Source organism: Shewanella sp. MM_2022_3, assembly GCF_022557375.1.
GTDB lineage: Bacteria > Pseudomonadota > Gammaproteobacteria > Enterobacterales > Shewanellaceae > Shewanella > Shewanella xiamenensis.
In genome coordinates, this window is the sequence record NZ_JAKZGV010000026.1 from 25,705 (window position 1) to 45,090 (window position 19,386).

Genomic DNA, 19,386 nt, shown 5'->3' on the forward strand with positions numbered 1-19,386 from the left:
GTTATATTTATTGGCTAAAAATTTTCAGAGGCTAAAGCAGAGGATCTTTTGATGACCAGCAATAATCAGCCCAAACACATGACTCAAGCCCAAACGCCCGATCCGCTTTTTTTACAGGCCGAGCATTTGGCAAAGGATTTTTCTCTGTTTCCTAAACACAGTAAACAGAGCTTATCAGAAGAAATTAAAGGTCTTTTAAATGAAGATGCCATTCAGGCAAATTTAAAAGACTTGGCATCGTTAGATGTTGACGGTTACGTCGCAAAAGTGATCCAACCGACCCAAGACAAAGGTCGTCCTGGTGCTAAACGTATCATTGCGGACCTAAAGGGGCGCTTGATTACCGAAACTCACTTGGGCTCTTTCTACAGTGCTGAGGTCGAGCTGAATTTCGGTTCACGCACTCGTCGTATCGGCTTTATTGCTCAAGAGCGCACAACGGCTAACGGTGCATGGATGCCTGAGCATCACTATGCCGCCTGTAAAGCGATTCGTCATTTTGCCGAATTGTCTATGCCTATCGTCTATTTAATCGATACCCCAGGGGCCGATGCTGGCGAAGTGGCCAACAGCCAAAACCAAGCACATTCTATTTCTAAGGCGATTGCCGAGAGTGCCAACGTTGACGTACCGACAGTCGGTATCGTTATCGGTGCGGGTTACTCGGGGGGTGCGATTCCATTAGCGGCGGCCAACATCCTGTTATCGCTGCGCGATGGTATTTTCAACACGATTCAGCCACAAGGTCTACAAAGTATTGCGCGTAAGTACAACCTGTCATGGCAGGAATGTGCTAAGTCTGTGGGTGTGTCTCCAGAAGAGCTTTACACCGCCGGTTGTATCGATGGCATTATCGATTTTTCTCCAGGTGACCGTGACGAGCGTCAGCACAATTTACGCCGCGCGATTATCAGTAGTATCGAAGCGGTTGAGCGCGCAGCAGTGAACTTTGTACGTGAATCTAAAGATTTACGTGAGCACTATGACCGCAGTTTAGCGCGTTTCCTTAACCCATCTAAAAACTTGATGGCATTGGAGTTAAACGCTGAATTGGCTGTGGCAACGAGCCCAACCAACCACCACAACTTGTTTGGTAGCGCTTACCGTTACCTGCGTTATTTAACGCTGCGTAGCCGTATTCATTCGATCTCTCAGGAGCAATACGGACGTTTGTCACGTGTTAGCGTGCCTGAAGGTGACTTGTTAGCGCGTATCCAGCAAGAGCAAGATCGTGTATTCCAAGCTTGGCTATCTAGCCCTGATAAGCTGGTTTACGATGAAGATCTGAACAAATTGTGGGCGAACTTTATTGCTAAGCGCGATGAAATTTCAACCGAACGTAATATGCTGACACGTTTTATTTTGGGTGAACCAAAAGAAAACTATAAAAAAGCTCGTAAGGCACTGTTATTTAACATCGGTTGGTCTTTATATCACCGTTGGAAGAGCAACGCGGCAAACAACTTTAAGGGCTTAATTCAGCATCTTGAAAATCTGCCTAAGTCTGTAACTCAAGCAAAATGGCCTGAGCTTAATCAATTGACTGTGCTCGATGTCGTTGTAAACGATGAGCTGCGTGAAGACTTTATTTGGCAATGCCATAACATCCTGATTTTTAACTCACTTTACGACAACGTTGTGGGTAGCTTAGCGTCTATCGCGAAAGAAGCCATGATGTCTAAGAGTCTGTCACGCAACTCTGTGAACAATCTACTGCACAAGTCGATTGACCATGCGCTGTCTACTCAGGATACCGCAAACGACAAGGCTAAATTCTACAAGTGGCTTAAGTACTTTATGAGCCAATCTAACCGTGCCGATCTCTTGGTGCGTGTAGAGCAGTGGAAGAGTGTGGGCTTCCCACAACTTAACGACAGTTTATTCGTTATCCTGACTTACTTCTTCGAACGTTTATTGCCTGAATACTTCGACAGTGAAAGCGACCACAGCAAATACACTGGTGCGATTAACCCTGTGCGTATCGGTCGTCGTAAGGACTTCTGGAACCGCTTGACCATGGGTTATCAGGACTTACTGATCCAAAAAGTATTACGTGACGAAAAACGTACCGGCAAGATGACGTGGGAAAATGTGATTAAGCAATTTTTCACTAATTTCGACGAAATCAATGGCGACAAAATGTCGGCTAACTTGCTCAACTTCCCTGGTTTCCGTTTATCGATTGAAGATGCGTTAGATAAAGGTATTCGTCCTTGCGGCCTGATCACCGGTATTGCTGACTTTAAAGAAAAGGGACAAAAAGTCCGTGTGGGTCTGGCGGTATCTAACACTGCATTCCAAGCGGGTGCCTTCGATATGGCGAGTGCTGAGAAATTCTCTGCGCTGCTGATCGAATGTGCTAAGCGTAAATTGCCAGTAGTTTGTTTTATCAGCTCAGGCGGTATGCAGACTAAAGAAGGTGCTGCGGCACTGTTCTCAATGGCTGTTGTGAACGACCGTATCACACGCTTTATCCGTGATAACGAATTGCCAGTATTGATGTTTGGTTTTGGTGACTGTACCGGTGGTGCGCAAGCGAGTTTCGTGACTCACCCATTAGTGCAAACCTACTACCTGTCTGGTACTAACATGCCATTCGCGGGTCAAATGGTGGTTCCTGCTTACTTACCTTCAACGTCGACTCTGTCGAACTATCTGTCGAAAGTACCAGGTGCAATGGCGGGCTTAGTCCACAACCCATTCAGCGAAACCTTAGATAACCAATTGGCGAGCATCGATCCTCTGATGCCAATGCCAACGGCGAAGATTAATGACGTAATCATCAATGCTCTGTCGACTCTGGTTGTTGAAGCGCCTGTTGAAGAAGAAGTGATTGTTCAAAACGATCCTCGTAAGTTAATGAAACCAATTAATAAAGTATTGGTTCATGCCCGTGGTTGTACCGCTGTTAAGTTGATCCGTAAGGCTCACGATAACGATATCAACGTGGTATTGGTGGCGTCAGATCCTGACATGACTGCCGTACCTGCGGATATGCTGAAAGATTCTGACAAGTTAGTCTGTTTAGGGGGTAACACCTCTGACGAAAGTTACCTGAATGCTTACTCAGTGTTGAAAGTTGCCGAATACGAGCAAGTTGATGCACTGCACCCAGGTATCGGCTTCCTGTCTGAAAGTCCACAATTTGCGGCATTGTGTGTGAATAATGGGGTTAACTTTGTGGGCCCTAGCGTGCATTCAATGACGACTATGGGTAACAAGTCGAACGCGATTAAGACGTCACAAAGCCAAAACGTACCAGTGGTACCAGGTTCACACGGTATTCTGACTAACGCTGAGCAAGCGGTAAACGTGGCCAATGAAATTGGTTACCCAGTGCTGCTCAAAGCGGTACAAGGCGGCGGTGGTAAAGGTATTCAGGTCGTTAAACGTCCTGAGGATATGATTGGTTTATTCCAAAAAACCGCTACCGAAGCGGCAGCCGCCTTCGGTAACGGCGACCTGTACTTAGAGAAATATGTTACGTCACTACGTCATATCGAAGTGCAATTACTGCGCGACCAATTTGGTCACGCTAAAGTATTGGGTTTACGTGACTGTTCAGTACAACGTAACAACCAGAAAGTGGTCGAAGAGTCTGGCTCAACCATGTTGCCAGATGAACTGAAGAAACAAGTGCTGGATTACACCCGTGCCTTAGGTGATGCGACCGATTATATGGGTGCAGGTACTGTAGAGTTCATCTACAACCTAGACGCAAACGAAGTGTACTTCATGGAGATGAACACTCGTCTGCAAGTAGAGCATCCAGTAACCGAAGCGACTTCTGGTATCGATATCGTAAGCGCGCAGTTTGATATTGCTGCGGGTCGTTCAATCGAGCATTTAGAGCCGAAAGAAATCGGTTATGCGATGGAAGTGCGTGTAACGGCTGAGAAAGCCGCACTCGACAGCCATGGCGTACTGCAACTGGTTCCAAACCCTGGCAAGATCACCGAATGTGTATTCCCTGATCATCCAGATGTAGAAATCATCTCGATTGCAGCACCGGGCAAAGAAGTTTCGCCTTATTACGATAGCTTAATCGCCCAGGTGATTATGCGCGGTGAAAACCGTGAAGACGTTATTGCGAAGCTACATGCTTACCTCGACAGCGTAGTGCTCAAAGGTATCGCGACTAACATTCCATTGCTGAAGTTAATCCTAAGCGATGGCACTTTCAAAGAAGGCGTATACGACACTAACTATCTGCCACGCTTTATGGCTGAGCTAGATATTCCAGCACTGATTGCTGAAATGGAAGCCGCTGCTGAAACCGTTGGTGTGGATACTGAGTCGCTGCGTGTGGGTGAAAGTAACGAGCTTAAAGTATTAGCCCAAGGCGCAGGTATCTTCTATACCTCTCCAGCGCCAGGCGAACCTGATTTCGTTAAAGAAGGTGATATTGTAACCGTTGAGCAAACCCTTGCCTTGACTGAAGCAATGAAGATGTTCTCGCAGGTTAACTTGGCTGGCTTTAACCGCCAAGGCGCCGTGCTCTATCCTGAGGATAAGAAGTACCGCATCGAGCGTATTCTGAACAGCAATGGTCAGCAAGTATCGCAAGGTGACCTACTCTTTGTTGTGTCACCAGTTGAAGATTAATCTTGTAAAAATAGATTAAGTAAACGAAATACCCGTCAATTTGGCGGGTATTTTTTTATCGGTAACAAGATTACGTTTCTCAGGTTCGGTGCATTTTTCTGCTTAGGATGAGCGCATTGGTATTATCTTAATATCATGTATACACTTTTTATCTACGTCAGCGAATTACGAATGTATTTGAGAAGCGACATGGGTTGTCGATTTTGGTTTTTATTCTTCTGTTTATGCTCACCCTTAACTGTGAGTGCAGAGCGTTTGGCTTCGCGCTATCTCAAAACCTCTGATGACGGTGCTAGCAGTAGGCAGTTAGTCCGTTACTGTGTTGATCCCGACTGGCTGCCCTATGAAGCGATACGAGAGGGAAAACATGTAGGGGTCTCATCGGACTATATTCGTTACATTGAGTCCCATTCTCCCCTTAAATTCATTCTTGTTCCCACAACATCTTGGTCTGAAACCCTTAATTTTTTACAAACTGGGCGCTGTGATTTAACTCCAATGTTGAACAAAACCGCTACCCGAGAGCAATTTTTACATTTTAGCCATGTGTATTTTCACTCGCCAAATGTGTTGGTTTCGCTAAAAGAACAGCCATTTTTACAAGGATTTGAAAACATAGGCTCACGAACATTAGCCGTGCCTAAAGGCTATCGTCTCGCTGAGTATATTCAGCAATATTACCCTAGAGTCAAAATCATCGAAGTGGCCAGTGAACCAGCGGGACTCGAGGCTGTGCTCGATAAGCGCGCTGATTTATTTGTTGGGTCAATGTTTTCGGTGAATGCTTATATTCAGCAGACAGGTTTTAACCATCTTAAAATTGCGGGGTGGGGCGGGCCAGAAGATGAACTACGCATGGGAGTGAGTTTAGGCCATGAAGCACTGCTGCCGATACTTAATCAAGTACTTGATGATGTTGATGAGCTTGAGCGAATTAGGATTTACCAGAAATGGAACAATATTACTGTTATCGATGAGACTAACTATTGGCTTATCTATCAAGTGATTGCAGGCACTCTGCTGGTGATATTTTTACTTGCGACTCGGACTTATTTTATCAGTCGCTATAATCGACGCTTAACCGATAAAAATACACAGCTTGAAGCCCTACGTCGGCAATTAGAACAAACCAATACTGAACTCGAGTTTTTATCTACCCATGATCCGCTCACCAAACTCTATAATCGCCATTACTTTAACCGCCAGTTTGTGCATGAGCATCGTTCTGAGACCGCATCAGAAAGTAGCATCTGCCTTGTCATGTTAGATATCGATTTCTTTAAAGAGATTAATGATACCTTAGGTCATACCGTCGGAGATAATATTTTGATGGAGCTGTCTACAGTGCTGCAGCATTGTGTGCGTGAATCAGATGTTGTTGCCCGTTGGGGAGGTGAAGAGTTCGTGATCCTTTGCCATCAGACTTCAATTACTTTAGTTAACTCATTGTGCCAGCGGATTGCTGCGGCGATTAAGGATTATCGCTTTAGTGGTGATGTGCGGCTCACCTGTAGTTTTGGGATTGCCAAATTAGCGAGTAATGAACCAATGCAGTCCTGCTTTGAACGAGCAGATAAAGCATTGTATCAAGCGAAAGCCTTGGGCAGAAATCAGATTTGTATTGATGAATCCAATGCTTAGTTTGCGAAATTAGATGCATTGCTAAGCCCATTGACACTTTACTCGATCAATTTCACATTTATGCTAATCAACTTTTAGGTTAAACCGAGTTTTAACCTGAGTTGAAGTTTGTATTGAGGTTGCATTGGGCTGGTCTTTTGCCATTTGTGAGTCCTTAAAGTATGAGAAATCTGCAATATCGGTAAAAAAACGCTTATTTTTAGGCTTTTTACTAATTGTTTGAAAACTGAGCTAAATTTTTTTATTTAATTGTTTTAATGCATTTTTCTTATTTTTTTTTAATTTTTTCCGCGACTTTATCGTGAAAAATTGCAAGAGCCATTTGCGCATAGCGGGGTTCCAATTTACAATATGCGCCTAAAATAATCTGATGTGCGGTGTGTCGGTGGTTTGTCGCATACTCCGTCTACTTCTTAAACTAATCATTAAAGTTGAATCATGACCGAATTATCCAAATACAGAAACATTGGTATCTTCGCTCACGTTGACGCGGGTAAAACCACGACCACCGAGCGTATTCTTAAGCTAACCGGTAAAATCCATAAAATCGGTGAAGTTCACGATGGTGAATCAACAACTGACTTCATGGTTCAGGAAGCTGAGCGCGGTATTACCATTCAGTCAGCGGCAGTAAGCTGCTTCTGGAAAGATCACCGTTTCAACGTTATTGACACCCCTGGGCACGTTGACTTCACTGTTGAAGTTTACCGTTCTCTGAAGGTTCTTGACGGCGGTATCGCTGTATTCTGTGGTTCTGGTGGTGTTGAGCCTCAATCAGAAACGAACTGGCGCTATGCGAACGAATCTGAAGTTGCTCGTATCATCTTCGTAAACAAGTTAGACCGTATGGGTGCTGACTTCTTACGTGTTGTTAAGCAAACTAAAGACGTTTTAGCTGCTAACCCACTGGTTATGGTTCTGCCAATCGGTATTGAAGATGAGTTCTGTGGTGTTGTTGACCTGCTAACTCGTAAAGCCTACGTATGGGACGATTCTGGTATTCCAGAAAACTTCGAAGTTAAAGATGTTCCAGCGGACATGGTTGACTTAGTTGAAGAATACCGTGAAATGCTGATCGAAACTGCTGTTGAGCAAGATGACGATCTGCTAGAAGCTTACATGGAAGGCGAAGAGCCATCTGTTGAAGACCTGAAACGTTGTATCCGTAAGGGTACTCGTACTATGGCATTCTTCCCAACATTCTGTGGTTCTGCCTTCAAAAACAAAGGTATGCAACTGGTTCTGGATGCTGTTGTTGATTATCTGCCAGCGCCAGATGAAGTTGATCCACAACCTTTAACTGACGAAGAAGGTAACGAAACTGGCGAATACGCTATCGTTTCTGCTGATGAGTCATTAAAAGCATTAGCGTTCAAGATCATGGATGACCGTTTCGGTGCCCTGACTTTCGTACGTATTTATGCTGGCCGTCTGAAGAAAGGCGATACCATTCTTAACAGTGCAACTGGTAAGACTGAGCGTATCGGCCGTATGTGCGAAATGTATGCTAACGATCGTATCGAAATTGAATCAGCTGAAGCTGGTGACATTATCGCAATCGTGGGTATGAAGAACGTACAAACTGGTCACACACTGTGTGATGTTAAGCACCCATGTACTCTGGAAGCCATGGTGTTCCCAGAGCCAGTTATCTCTATCGCAGTAGCGCCAAAAGATAAAGGCGGCAGCGAGAAGATGGCTATCGCTATCGGTAAGATGATCGCAGAAGATCCATCATTCCGCGTAGAAACTGACGAAGATTCAGGCGAAACCATCCTTAAAGGTATGGGTGAACTGCACTTAGATATTAAAGTAGACATCCTGAAGCGTACTTATGGTGTTGAGCTGATCGTAGGTGAGCCACAAGTGGCCTACCGTGAAACCATTACTCAAATGGTTGAAGACCAATACACCCACAAGAAACAATCTGGTGGTTCTGGTCAATTCGGTAAGATCGAATACATCATTCGCCCAGGTGAGCCAAACTCTGGCTTCGTGTTCAAGTCTTCAGTTGTTGGTGGTAACGTTCCTAAGGAATACTGGCCAGCAGTTGAAAAAGGCTTCGCGAGCATGATGAACACCGGTACTATCGCTGGCTTCCCAGTGTTAGACGTTGAGTTTGAACTGACTGACGGTGCTTACCACGCAGTTGACTCTTCAGCTATCGCGTTCGAAATCGCTGCTAAAGCGGCATTCCGTCAATCTATGGCTAAAGCTAAACCACAACTACTTGAGCCAATCATGAAAGTTGACGTGTTCAGCCCAGAAGACAACGTGGGTGACGTGATCGGTGACTTAAACCGTCGCCGCGGTATGATCAAAGACCAAGTTGCTGGTGTAACTGGTGTTCGCGTTAAGGCTGACGTACCGTTATCAGAAATGTTCGGTTACATCGGTACTCTGCGTACAATGACTTCAGGCCGTGGTCAGTTCTCTATGGAGTTCTCACACTACAGCCCATGTCCAAACAGTGTTGCGGAAAAAGTTGTTGAGCAAGTTAAAGAGCGTAAAGCTGCTGAAGCTAAGAAGTAATTCTTAACTTCCTCTAAATAGAAACCGCTGCTAAGCCTAGGCTAGCAGCGGTTTTTTTATGGGCGATGCACTGGTTGACGATAGGTTGACGAGTCAGCATTCAGCATTTAAGCTTTTTGTTTGCTTAATTCCAGTAGAGCATTTGCCGCGGGAGTTAACGGTAAGTTCTGCCGCCAAATCAGGGCTAAATCCCAAGTTAATGCCGGTTGCATCGGTCTAAAGACTAGTTTGCTGTGACTGAGTTTTTGGCAAATAGGTTCGGGTAATATGGCCAGTCCCATGTCGGCTTCAACCATGGTTGCAAGAAAGTCCCATTGACCACTGCGAAAGGCGATATTTAATTGCACGCCAGCCTTACGGCTGAGGCGAGTTATCAATTTGGCAAGTGAGAAGTCCTCGTTATAGAGAATAAACGGATAAGCTTCAAAATCTTGCCAGTTGAGATATGACTTAGCTGCAAGCGGGTGCCCATCAGGCAGGCAAGCTAACAGAGGATATTTTGTTAGCGGTTGGTTGACTAGCTCAGTCTCATGGGTTGTGGGTAACGCAGTAAAGGCAATATCTAAACTGTTATTTAGCAGTGCCTGCTCGCAGCCAAATCCCCCGTATTCATACATTTGTAGTTCAACCCCTGGATAACGCTTACGATAGCTCGTCAGTAATCCAATAATTAAGCTACTCATCATGGGGCAGACACCGAGTCTAAGCCGCCCCGATTTTAGGCCGCTTAAGTTACTCATATCCTCCTGCAATCTATGCCATTGTCCGAGGATCTCCCGCGCACTGTGTTCAAACAGTTGCCCAGCTTGGGTTAGCTCCACCTTTTGATTGTTACGGATCAGCAGGGTTTCTCCTACGCTTTCTTCAAGCCTTTGGATGATTTTGCTGAGCGTTGGTTGAGTGATAAAGCATTTTTGTGCTGCACGGGTGAAGTTTTCCGTTTCAACTAAGATCAGAAAACATTGTAAGGTCTTGATTGGAATGTTCATGCTCAAATGGAATCCATTGTATGGCGTTAATTCATTTTACTGATGATGGTCTAAGTATTACTTTGAACTTGTTAACAGAACAGGAGATTTGGTCATGAAGTCAACGTCAAGTTTATGGGTAGGTGCTTTGTGGCAGGCGGCGATGCCTGAAACAAAGAATGTGCAAACAGCAAAGGCAGCGCAAACAAGAGTAACGGCTCCGGCGGGTGATTTGCATAAAGCAAAACAACAAGTTAACCCAGCCTAGGCTGGGTTTTTACTTTTCCATTTTATCTATTGTCCCGTCTGCTTATTTTTCAGTTCGTCCAACATCTCCCCCACTGAGTTTTTAAGTTTATCTCTAATTTTGTTATGGATAATAAAAAGCCACTGGATGATCAGTGGCTTTGGTGCGGGCAGGGGAGGATTGTTTTACTGAGTTGAGAACTTATTATCAACTAAAGGCGCTTTGTTTTCTGCTTGTGCAACATGGCACTGGGTGCAGAAATAATTATGGCCATTGAGCGTGCCCTTATCGTCGATAACGTGGGATTTCGCCACTGGTGTGGCTTTCATCCGTGGTGCTTTATCCCAGCTATGGCAAGTTAAACAGCCATTTTTATCTAAGGTTATTTTGTAATCATCCTTATGTGGGATGAGTGGCGGTTGGTCAGTAAAACTGCGTTCCAACGCCTTACCGCGAGCTGGGTAAACGGGCATAGCATCAGCGGGGCGAATATCGGTCACTGCGCTATCGCCGGCGAGGGATTTGATATTGACTGGTGTTGCTTGAGAGTCTGCTTGTTGGCCTGAGCAGCCGCCGATGGCTAATACAATCGCGGCTAAGGTGAGTATTTTTTTCATTGGTCATTCTCCGCCTTGGGGGCAATGTGTTGACGAATTGGTGAAGTGGTTGATGGCGAGTGACAATCGGTCGAATCGCCTGAACTAAGTTGAGCCTGAGTGGCCGTAAAACGTGTTTGATAGCGAAATACGCGCTTTGCGCAGACATCGATACAGCGGCCGCATTGGGTGCAGTCTGGGCTAGTGATTACCGGATTTTGCCCTTTTAACGCGGGCTTTAATACTTGGCGCTCGGGGCATACGGCAAAGCAATCCATGCAGTTATCACAGGCGCTAGCTTTGCTGGCGACGATCTTAATGGGGCTCCATTTGCCGATTAAGCCAAATAGGGCGCCCGTTGGGCACAGATGACCACACCAAGCGCGCTCGGCGATAAATAGATCCAGCAGAAATATCGCCGCTAAAATCCATAAACCACTGAGACTGCCAAATAGCACGGCGCGATAGACTAAGGGGACGGGATTAATCCATTCCCAAATCAAGTTGCCCGTGAGCAGTGGCAATAACAGCACGAGAGCCAGCAGGTAATAACGTAAATTACGCGGTAACTCGCTGGTGCGAGGGAGGTTTAGTTTACGTCTGAGCCAGCTTGCGGAGTCAGTTACCAGATTGACTGGACACACCCAACTGCAAAACACCCGGCCACCGGCGAGGGCATAAAACAGTATGACCAAGGCTGCACCTATCAATAGGCTAAGCTCGGGAATATGCCCGCTAATGAGCATTTGTAAGCTCACTAGCGGATCGGCAAAGGGAATGATATCGAGCAGTAAACTGGCCGATAAATTACCCTTAAATAACCAAATCCCTAGTAGCGGCCCTAGTGCAAATAGCCCTAACAAGCCGAATTGCACTGCGCGGCGTAGTAGCAAATATTTGTGTGCGCCAAACCAACCGAGTTCTGCAATGGCTGCGACATGCTCGCCTTGCATGCGGGCTTTTGAGTTCATGGTCTTATGACTTATAGACTTGTTACTCATAGACTCATTGCTCATAACGTCAGCCCCTTATTCAACATCTCTAAGGTGGTTTCCTCGGTGTTGAGATAAGTATCATGCTCCGCTGCCTTACCGAGTGCTAATGCCGTCGGTAAGACTTTTATGGCGGCGGTATCGAGTACGCAGGCGTGCTCGCATTTGCCACAACCCGTGCAGGTATCACTGTTGACTGTGGGTAAAAACATCGCGTGGTGATCGCTATGTTGATTACGTTGGCGTTCTAAGGTGATGGCGTTGTCGATTAACGGACAAACCCGATAACAGACATCACAGCGTAATCCCTTAAAGTTAAGGCAATTTTTCTCATCGATCAGTACCGCAACACCCATTTTGGCATCGCTAATGTGCTCAAGTTGAGGATCAAGCGCGCCCGATGGGCAGGCTTTGATGCAGGGAATATCCTCACACATTTCGCAGGGAATGCGTCTTGCGGTAAAGAATGGCGTGCCAGTGGCGGCGCCATCGAACCACCGTGCCAGTGTTAGCGTGTCGTAAGGGCAAGCCGCAACACACAAACCGCAGCGCACGCAGGCCGAGAGAAAATCGCTTTCTTCAAGGGCGCCCGGCGGTCTGCAAGCTTGGGAGGCGAGTTGACCTTGGCTTTTTGCCGTGGCCGTCAAGCCTAATCCCACAAGCCCCATCACACAGCCAGCCTTAGCCGTCGTGGCCAAAAACTGGCGACGGTTGACTTGTTTGACTGTGAATGGACTCTTCACTTGCTGACTCACCTTAGACTCCTTAATCGCTTTCAAATACGCTTATCGCTATCAAATGAGGGCTTAGGCCTTCATCACTTTTACTGGGCACTTCTTAAAGTCAGTTTCTTTTGACAGTGGATCGGTAGCATCCAGAATCAACTTGTTGACTAACTGACGCGCATCGAAGAAGGGCATAAACACCACGCCGCGTGGCGGTTTGTTTCGGCCTTTGGTTTCGACACGGGTTTTGACCTCACCACGGGGAGATGCCACGATCACTTCATCACCACGTTGCAGACCGCGAGCCTTAGCGTCTTCAGGATGCATAAAGATTTGTGCATCAGGATAGGCGCGGTATAGCTCAGGTACACGGGCGGTCATCGAACCTGTATGCCAGTGTTCGAGCACACGGCCGGTAGACATCCACAGATCGTATTCTGAGTTAGGCTCTTCCGCTGCTGGTTCGTAAGGCAGGGCGAAAATTACCGCTTTACCATCGGGTTTACCGTAGAACTTAAAGCCTTCACCTGCCTTAACATAAGGATCGCTACCTTCAACGAAGCGACGCAGGGTTTCTTTCCCCTCAACCACTGGCCAGCGTAGGCCGCGGGTTTCGTGGTAACGGTCAAAGTCGGCTAAGTCATGGCCATGGCCGCGACCGAAGGCGGCGTATTCTTCGAAGATGCCTTTTTGTAGATAGAAGCCAAAGTGTTCACTTTCGTCGTTGAGGTCGCCCTTACAATCGGTAGTCGGGAACTTGTTGATGACACCATTGGCAAACAGTACTTCATAAAGGGTCTTGTCAGCGTATTCAGGCTTTTTAGCGATAAGCTCTGCGGGCCACACTTCAGACACTTTAAAGCGTTTTGAAAACTCGACTAATTGCCACAGATCCGATTTAGCTCCCTCAGGCGCTTTAACCTGTTGATGCCACATATGGGTGCGGCGCTCGGCGTTACCGTAGGCGCCTTCTTTCTCGACCCACATGGCGGTCGGTAGAATAAGGTCTGCTGCCATGGCGGTGACGGTTGGGTAAGGATCGGATACCACGATAAAGTTCTCTGGATTACGGAATCCCGGGTAAATTTCATCATTGATATTCGGGCCGGCTTGCATGTTATTGGTACACATAGTCCAATAACAGTTTAGCTTACCGTCTTTGAGCATCCGGCTTTGCAGTACGGCATGGTAGCCAGGTTTAGGTGGAATCGTGCCTTCAGGCACTTGCCACATTTTTTCGGTGATCGCGCGATGCTTATCGTTATCCACCACCATATCTGCGGGGAGGCGATGGGCAAAGGTGCCGACTTCACGGGCGGTACCACAGGCTGAAGGTTGGCCTGTCAGTGAGAATGGGCTGTTGCCAGGTGTAGCGATTTTGCCCGTCAGTAAGTGAATGTTATAGAGCATGTTGTTTGCCCACACTCCACGAACGTGTTGGTTAATCCCCATGGTCCACAGGCTCATAACCTTCACTTTAGGATCGGCATAGGCCTTGGCTAAGGTTTCTAATTTTTCAGGCTCTACACCACTCATTTTTGCTGCGTATTCCAGCGTATAAGTGCTGACGAACTTAGCGTATTCTTCGAAGCTAATAGGGCTAGATTTACCATTGCCAGGATTTTTGGCTTTCTTCTCTAACGGATGATCTGGACGCAGGCCATAGCCGATATCATCTACACCGAGGGCAAACTTAGTGTGTTTAGTCACAAAGTCAGTATTTACCGCTTTGTTTTGAATGATGTAGTTGGCGATATAGTTGAGGATCACCAGATCTGATTGCGGATGGAAAACCATCGGGTTATCCGCAAGATCGAAGCTACGGTTCTCGAAGGTGGATAGTACATGCACGCGACAGTCTTTACTGCTTAAACGGCGATCAGATAAACGTGCCCACAGGATCGGATGCATCTCGGCCATGTTGGCGCCCCAGAGCACAAAGTGATCGGCGGCTTCTAAGTCGTCGTAACAGCCCATCGGTTCATCAATACCGAAGGTACGCATAAACCCAACGACCGCTGAGGCCATACAGTGGCGGGCGTTAGGGTCGATGTTGTTGGTTAAGAATCCGGCTTTATGCAGTTTAGATGCGGCATAACCTTCCCAAATCGTCCACTGACCAGAACCGAACATACCGACAGAGGTTGGGCCTTTAGTGGCGATGCTGTGTTTCCATTTAGCGGCCATAGTATCGAAGGCGACATCCCAGCTGACGGGGGTAAATTCACCTTCTTTGTGGTATTTGCCGTCTTTCATGCGTAGTAATGGCGTGGTTAATCTGTCTTTGCCGTACATGATTTTCGACAGGAAGTAACCTTTAATACAGTTTAGCCCGCGGTTAACTGGGCTTTCTGGATCGCCTTTGGTGGCAACCACTTTACCCGCTTTAGTACCGACTAATACGCTACAACCCACACCGCAAAAACGGCAGGGGGCTTTATCCCACTTGATGTTATCTGACTCGGCGGCTTCAACCATTTTCACGGGAAGCGTGACGCCAACGGCCGTCGCAGCGGCAACCGCTGCGTTAGCCTTGAGAAACTCGCGGCGGCTAATGCTCATAGTGTTTCCTCACTCTCTTTTTCTAACAGTTCTTGTTCTAGGGGTTCTACTTGGTGGTAAATCAAACTGGCGGATAACACACCGGACAGGCCATTGATGGCTTCTACATTGTCGAGAATGGCTTTTTGGGTATTCCCTTCGAGGGTAATAACCAACTTGCCTTCGGGTGAAATGGCGTGGATATCGCAGCCTTTTAGCGCGGCAATATCGGCTTCAACCTGTTGCAAGGCATTAGGGGCTGCATGTACCACGAGGCTGGTGACATGGTATTCCTGACTCATAGCGGTGACCTTTATCTTGAGATGCACTCAGCTGCTTTGCATAAACATCTGTACAACTGAATGTGGATAACTGCGAGTCTAGACCTGATAAAAAATGTGGGTATACCTCACAAGAGGTATTGCAGGGGATAGTCGATCGGGATCAAAGTTTTGCGCGTGATCTAACTCTCAGTTTGAAATTTAAACAATCGCTATCTCTTTGGAGAGGGAATGGCGAGATTGATTAGATTAGCGAAAGATCCGGCAGTCAAACATCACTATGAGTGGATTAATATCCCGTCAGCTCCATATAACCCATGCCAGTATGGCTACCGCTAAGTTTAATTGGGCCTTCCCAATAGGAGGTGGATAACGCCATGGCGCTATTGGGGTTTAACGGTGAGATACGGATATCGATTTGCTCACTCGGGATTTGGACTTGCCAGCTTACAGGGTATTTGCCGGAGCGGGTGGTTTGCCATTCAAGCGGCGTCATTTTTATTCCATCTGGCATGTCTCGGGAGTTGATCTTGCGGCCTGTGCCATCGGCAAACATTCGTCTGGCGCTGTAAAAGGCTAATGGAGTTTGAGATTTATCGGTGGATTGCTCCCTTAACTGAAAGAGCATTAGCGCCGAACCATCATTGAGGCGCAGGGCAAACCAATCCCAACCCTGCTGGCTTTTAGTTAAAAATTGTGAGCTCCATTCTCTGTCTAGCCAGCCTTGGCCAGTGACTTTCTCTACCCGACTTTCGGCTTGGCCATTGATGTTGATATGGCGGGTGATCTGGCCAGTAATGCTGATAAAAGGTTGACTGTAGTAGTAGGAAGCGACATTCCCCTCGCGGTTTTTAATGCTATAGCCATTATCGCCTTGATATTGCAGCGGTGCTTGGCTGGTCAGCGTTAGCTCGTAACTAAAGTCTGTGGTCTCAACCCTTAAGGTTGCCGGAAATAACTCGCTCGATTCACTCTGCCATTGCCAGTTATCGAGATGAATTTGATAGGGATTGACATTGACGCCGGCAAGCTTTGGATGTCCGCGAGACCATTTCTCATGGGCCAGATGTGCTGCGCTAGAGGTCAGTGCGCTATGGGCAAAATAGAGTTGTTCAGTGGCCCAAGCGGGCTTAAGGGTAGGCGGTTGCGCATTCTGCGATTCTGTATATTGAGGTTTTAGTGCCACCCTAAATTGGGTCCATTGCGCGCCAAGTTGCTCACCTTTTTCGGTGGTTAAGTTAGCGGTGAGATACCACCATTCTTGCCGAAAGCCGTTGTGGGCAAGATGATCTTGGGGAAAATGAAACTGATGCTCAGGTGTCACCTTTGCAAAGGCTTGTTGCGTTGAGGTTGTTTCGCCTTCTTTTGTTTGCCCTAGCAAAGCTCCCATGGATTTGGATTCTGAAACGCTCGCGGGCGCATTATCGCAGCCGCTTATCGTGAAAAAGAGTAATCCACCGATGATGAGTTGACTGATTAAGCGTGCGTTTGTACGGCACTTAAGCCAGTTCATTGTGAGTAAACCATTCACTTTCAATTGGGTAATGGTATATGGACGACTGTTCATAGGGTTTCCTGCTGCAAACTGGCGATTAGTGGCCTGCGGGTTTGCCAGTAAAGCGGTAAGAGCACGGCTAAGGTACAAGTCACCAGTGCGATGAGGATGGCTTTGGCATAAGCAAACCAGTCCCAGATCATTTGGATGGTCCAACCAAAGGCTTGCAGGGTGATTTTATCGATTAATAAATACCCGAGCAGAGCGCCCGTAGGCATCGCAATCAGGCAAGTGATTACTACAACCAGTAGCATTTGGCTAAATACCATAGTACGCAGTTTGCTGCGACTCACCCCTAGAGAATAAAGCCGTGCCAGTGGCGCTTGCCGTGCTTGGGTTAACATTAAGCAGGCGCTAAATAGCCCAATGGCGGCCACCAGCAAGGTTAAACTATTGAGCACTAACGTGATTGAAAAAGTGCGTTTAAACATGGCAATGGCTTGGGCCTTTATGTTGGCTTGGCTATAAATTTGCGCCTGAGCCAACTCTAGCTCTGTGGCGAGCTGCATTTGCAGTTCATCCAGTTCGGCCTCGCTGCGCTTGCTGTTCGTGGGTATTGGTTGCGTTAGCACTGATGAGGATGATTTATCAGCTTGTTCCAGAGGATGAAAACTGGCCGCAAGGCTGATGGGTAACAGTGGCAGTTGTGCCTGTTGCCACAGTTGATGGCTAATAATGAGCTCATTGCGGGTATTACCATGGTCGTAATAAATTCCTGCGATAACCACTTGGTTATTGGTGGTTTTATCGAGCACGTTTAAAGTGACTTTATCGCCCAGCATCAACTGATACTTAATCGCCATTGGCTCACTCACCAAGACAAATTGTCCGCCAAAATAGTGTTGCCATAGGTCAGGTAAACTGTCTTTGAGTGTACTTGTGTACTTTATCGATTCATCATCACGGCTGATAAGATTCACGGGGATCGTTTGAGGCGTTGGGCCTTGGATCGATATCTCTGCATCGACTTGCCATTGTTGATATAGGCCGCTGACACGAGGATCTTGGCTTAATTTATCCCGCACATCGGCAATTCGGTTAGCCCTCGGGCGCAGGTATAAATCGGCATGTAAGCGGGTTTCTAACCAACTTCTTAGGGTTTGCTCAAAGCTGCCCACCAGGGTATTCATCGCCACATTTGCACTTAATGCCAGCAAAATGGCCATCATCGCAAGGGAAAGTGGTGCGATAAGCTCGCGGGTTTCGGCAAGCAAATAGTGCTTAAGCCCAGGGCGAGTGAAGGGGAGCAGTAAGCTTACTCCCCAATGCAATACTTGGGGCAACAGCAGAGGAATCGCGACCGTCACTATGCCTAGTAATATCAAACTGGTGTTGTAACTTTGGCTGAAGGGAAACAGTATCGCCGCGAGTACGAGTAACCCACAGGCTAAGATAAATTGCCGCTGGTGGGTTTGGTTGTGGGCCTTGGTTTGCTGATAACGGTTAGCGCCTTGGGCAAGGGATTGGCGCGTAAGATCAAAATACAAGGGCATGCAAGCAGCAAGTGCTGCCACTAAGGTGAGCGCGATCGCCTGTGCTAACCAATGCCATTGCCAAATGCCAGGCAGCAAGTGAGCACCATAGAGCTGCTCTAGCGTCATAGCAACCATAGGTTGTAACCAATGGCTGAGTTGTAAACCTAAAATAAACCCGATGATCGATCCTAAGATAACCAAAAATAGTAATTCGGCGAGCAGGGCAAGCATCACATCGAGTCGTTCTAGCCCCTGTTGCAGCAGTTGAATCAGCAGACGTTGGCGTTTCATTAGGCTGTAACGCACGCCGTTATAGGCAATAAACAGCCCAACCACAAAGGCTAACATACTCATCGCATTGAGATTTAAATGAAAACTGCGGGTAAGCGCCATTAAGGCTTGCCCTTGATCCTGCTGACTGTAGCTGGCGAGATCTGGGGTGATACCTAAGGTGTCGAGCCGTTGTTTTAACGCGGCTAGTTTATCCCTATCGTTAAATAGGGCGATATAACTGAGTTTGCCCTGCATGCCAAGTAAGTTTTGGGCGAGGGAAATATCGGTCAAGATGGCGCTGCCAAGTCCCCAACTATCATCGACACGGATCACTTTTAGGGTCGATGGTGTTATGGATTGGGCTAGGCTGAGCTGGCCATTGGGCGCGATTTTACTGGCTAGACTGTCACACATCACCACCACGGGCTCACCGCTCATTAGGTCGGCAAGGGGCAGATCTCCCATTGAGACTGTAGAATTAGCCGTTGCTTTATTATTTGAGGACGGTGAAGCGTTTTTTGAGGTTAATGTGGCAGTCAATGCCGCGACAATATCGCTGCCTTCAATTTGCCAATACTGGCCGTTTTGGCCAGCAACTCTGCCACTGACTACCGCAAGACTTTGGCTAATCCCAGCCTGCCTTAAACTGAAATACACCGATTCATCGAGATTATCTTGGCCAACGGGTGAGGTCAGCAGTACATCGGCCCGCTGACTTAATAGCTCTGTGGCTTCGCTATAGCTACGAATCGCATTATCGTTGGTGGCTTTTACCCCGATGAGCAGCGTCACGGCGAGGGCGATTCCGAGTAGAATCGCCCCAGCCTGCAATGGCGCGTGGCGATAATGGGCTAAAAATACCTTGAGTACCCAAGTGATACGTAGCCATTGTCCACTCTTGCTTAAGTGGTGGTATGGATTGGCTTTATGTTGTGGTTGTGTGTTATTCATCATG

The 19,386-nt window shown here is 47.1% G+C and carries 12 protein-coding genes; 4 read left to right on the plus strand and 8 right to left on the minus strand.

What is annotated here, in order from left to right:
* Positions 1–51 precede the first annotated feature (51 nt).
* The 3 genes from MMG82_RS13635 to fusA all read left to right on the plus strand — a co-directional run bounded on the left by MMG82_RS13635 (position 52) and on the right by fusA (position 8,778).
* The gene (locus tag MMG82_RS13635; protein WP_037414507.1) at positions 52–4,605 is read left to right on the plus strand and encodes a biotin carboxylase N-terminal domain-containing protein; all 4,554 of its coding nucleotides are present in this window, start codon (positions 52–54) and stop codon (positions 4,603–4,605) included.
* A 189-nt stretch (positions 4,606–4,794) separates the two neighbouring features.
* Complete coding sequence (locus MMG82_RS13640; protein ID WP_241406975.1) at positions 4,795–6,246, plus strand: diguanylate cyclase; 1,452 nt, start codon at positions 4,795–4,797, stop codon at positions 6,244–6,246.
* 438 nt (positions 6,247–6,684) lie between these two features.
* Complete coding sequence (gene fusA / locus MMG82_RS13645; RefSeq protein WP_037414509.1) at positions 6,685–8,778, plus strand: elongation factor G; 2,094 nt, start codon at positions 6,685–6,687, stop codon at positions 8,776–8,778.
* A 107-nt stretch (positions 8,779–8,885) separates the two neighbouring features.
* Here fusA and MMG82_RS13650 read toward each other — a convergent pair whose 3' ends face one another.
* Positions 8,886–9,767: a LysR family transcriptional regulator gene (locus tag MMG82_RS13650; RefSeq protein ID WP_037414510.1), complete on the minus strand. Its 882-nt coding sequence runs from the start codon at positions 9,765–9,767 to the stop codon at positions 8,886–8,888.
* Positions 9,768–9,861: 94 nt separating this feature from the next.
* On the opposite strand from MMG82_RS13650, the gene MMG82_RS13655 reads away from it, so the two are divergent.
* Positions 9,862–10,014 carry a hypothetical protein gene (locus tag MMG82_RS13655; RefSeq protein ID WP_037414512.1) on the plus strand — a complete coding sequence of 51 codons (153 nt, stop codon included), beginning with the start codon at positions 9,862–9,864 and terminating at the stop codon, positions 10,012–10,014.
* A gap of 164 nt (positions 10,015–10,178) precedes the next feature.
* On the opposite strand, the gene napB is transcribed toward MMG82_RS13655, so the two are convergent.
* The 7 genes from napB to MMG82_RS13690 all read right to left on the minus strand — a co-directional run bounded on the left by napB (position 10,179) and on the right by MMG82_RS13690 (position 19,382).
* Positions 10,179–10,610 (minus strand): nitrate reductase cytochrome c-type subunit NapB, encoded by a 432-nt coding sequence (napB, locus tag MMG82_RS13660; RefSeq protein WP_037429719.1) that lies wholly within the window; start codon positions 10,608–10,610, stop codon positions 10,179–10,181.
* Positions 10,607–11,560 carry a quinol dehydrogenase ferredoxin subunit NapH gene (gene napH / locus MMG82_RS13665; protein WP_229777697.1) on the minus strand — a complete coding sequence of 318 codons (954 nt, stop codon included), beginning with the start codon at positions 11,558–11,560 and terminating at the stop codon, positions 10,607–10,609. Before napH ends, napB begins: the two co-directional genes overlap by 4 nt.
* Positions 11,561–11,601: 41 nt before the next feature.
* Positions 11,602–12,336: a ferredoxin-type protein NapG gene (gene napG / locus MMG82_RS13670; RefSeq protein ID WP_144345421.1), complete on the minus strand. Its 735-nt coding sequence runs from the start codon at positions 12,334–12,336 to the stop codon at positions 11,602–11,604.
* A 51-nt stretch (positions 12,337–12,387) separates the two neighbouring features.
* Positions 12,388–14,868: a nitrate reductase catalytic subunit NapA gene (gene napA, locus MMG82_RS13675; RefSeq protein ID WP_037414520.1), complete on the minus strand. Its 2,481-nt coding sequence runs from the start codon at positions 14,866–14,868 to the stop codon at positions 12,388–12,390.
* A complete protein-coding gene (locus tag MMG82_RS13680) occupies positions 14,865–15,149 on the minus strand; it encodes a chaperone NapD (RefSeq protein WP_037414522.1) in 285 nt (94 codons plus the stop codon). Before MMG82_RS13680 ends, napA begins: the two co-directional genes overlap by 4 nt.
* A gap of 268 nt (positions 15,150–15,417) precedes the next feature.
* Complete coding sequence (locus MMG82_RS13685; protein WP_241406980.1) at positions 15,418–16,641, minus strand: lipocalin-like domain-containing protein; 1,224 nt, start codon at positions 16,639–16,641, stop codon at positions 15,418–15,420.
* A gap of 50 nt (positions 16,642–16,691) precedes the next feature.
* Positions 16,692–19,382, minus strand: coding sequence for an ABC transporter permease (locus tag MMG82_RS13690; protein WP_241406981.1), 2,691 nt, complete (start codon positions 19,380–19,382; stop codon positions 16,692–16,694).
* Between the last annotated feature and the right edge of the window lie 4 nt (positions 19,383–19,386).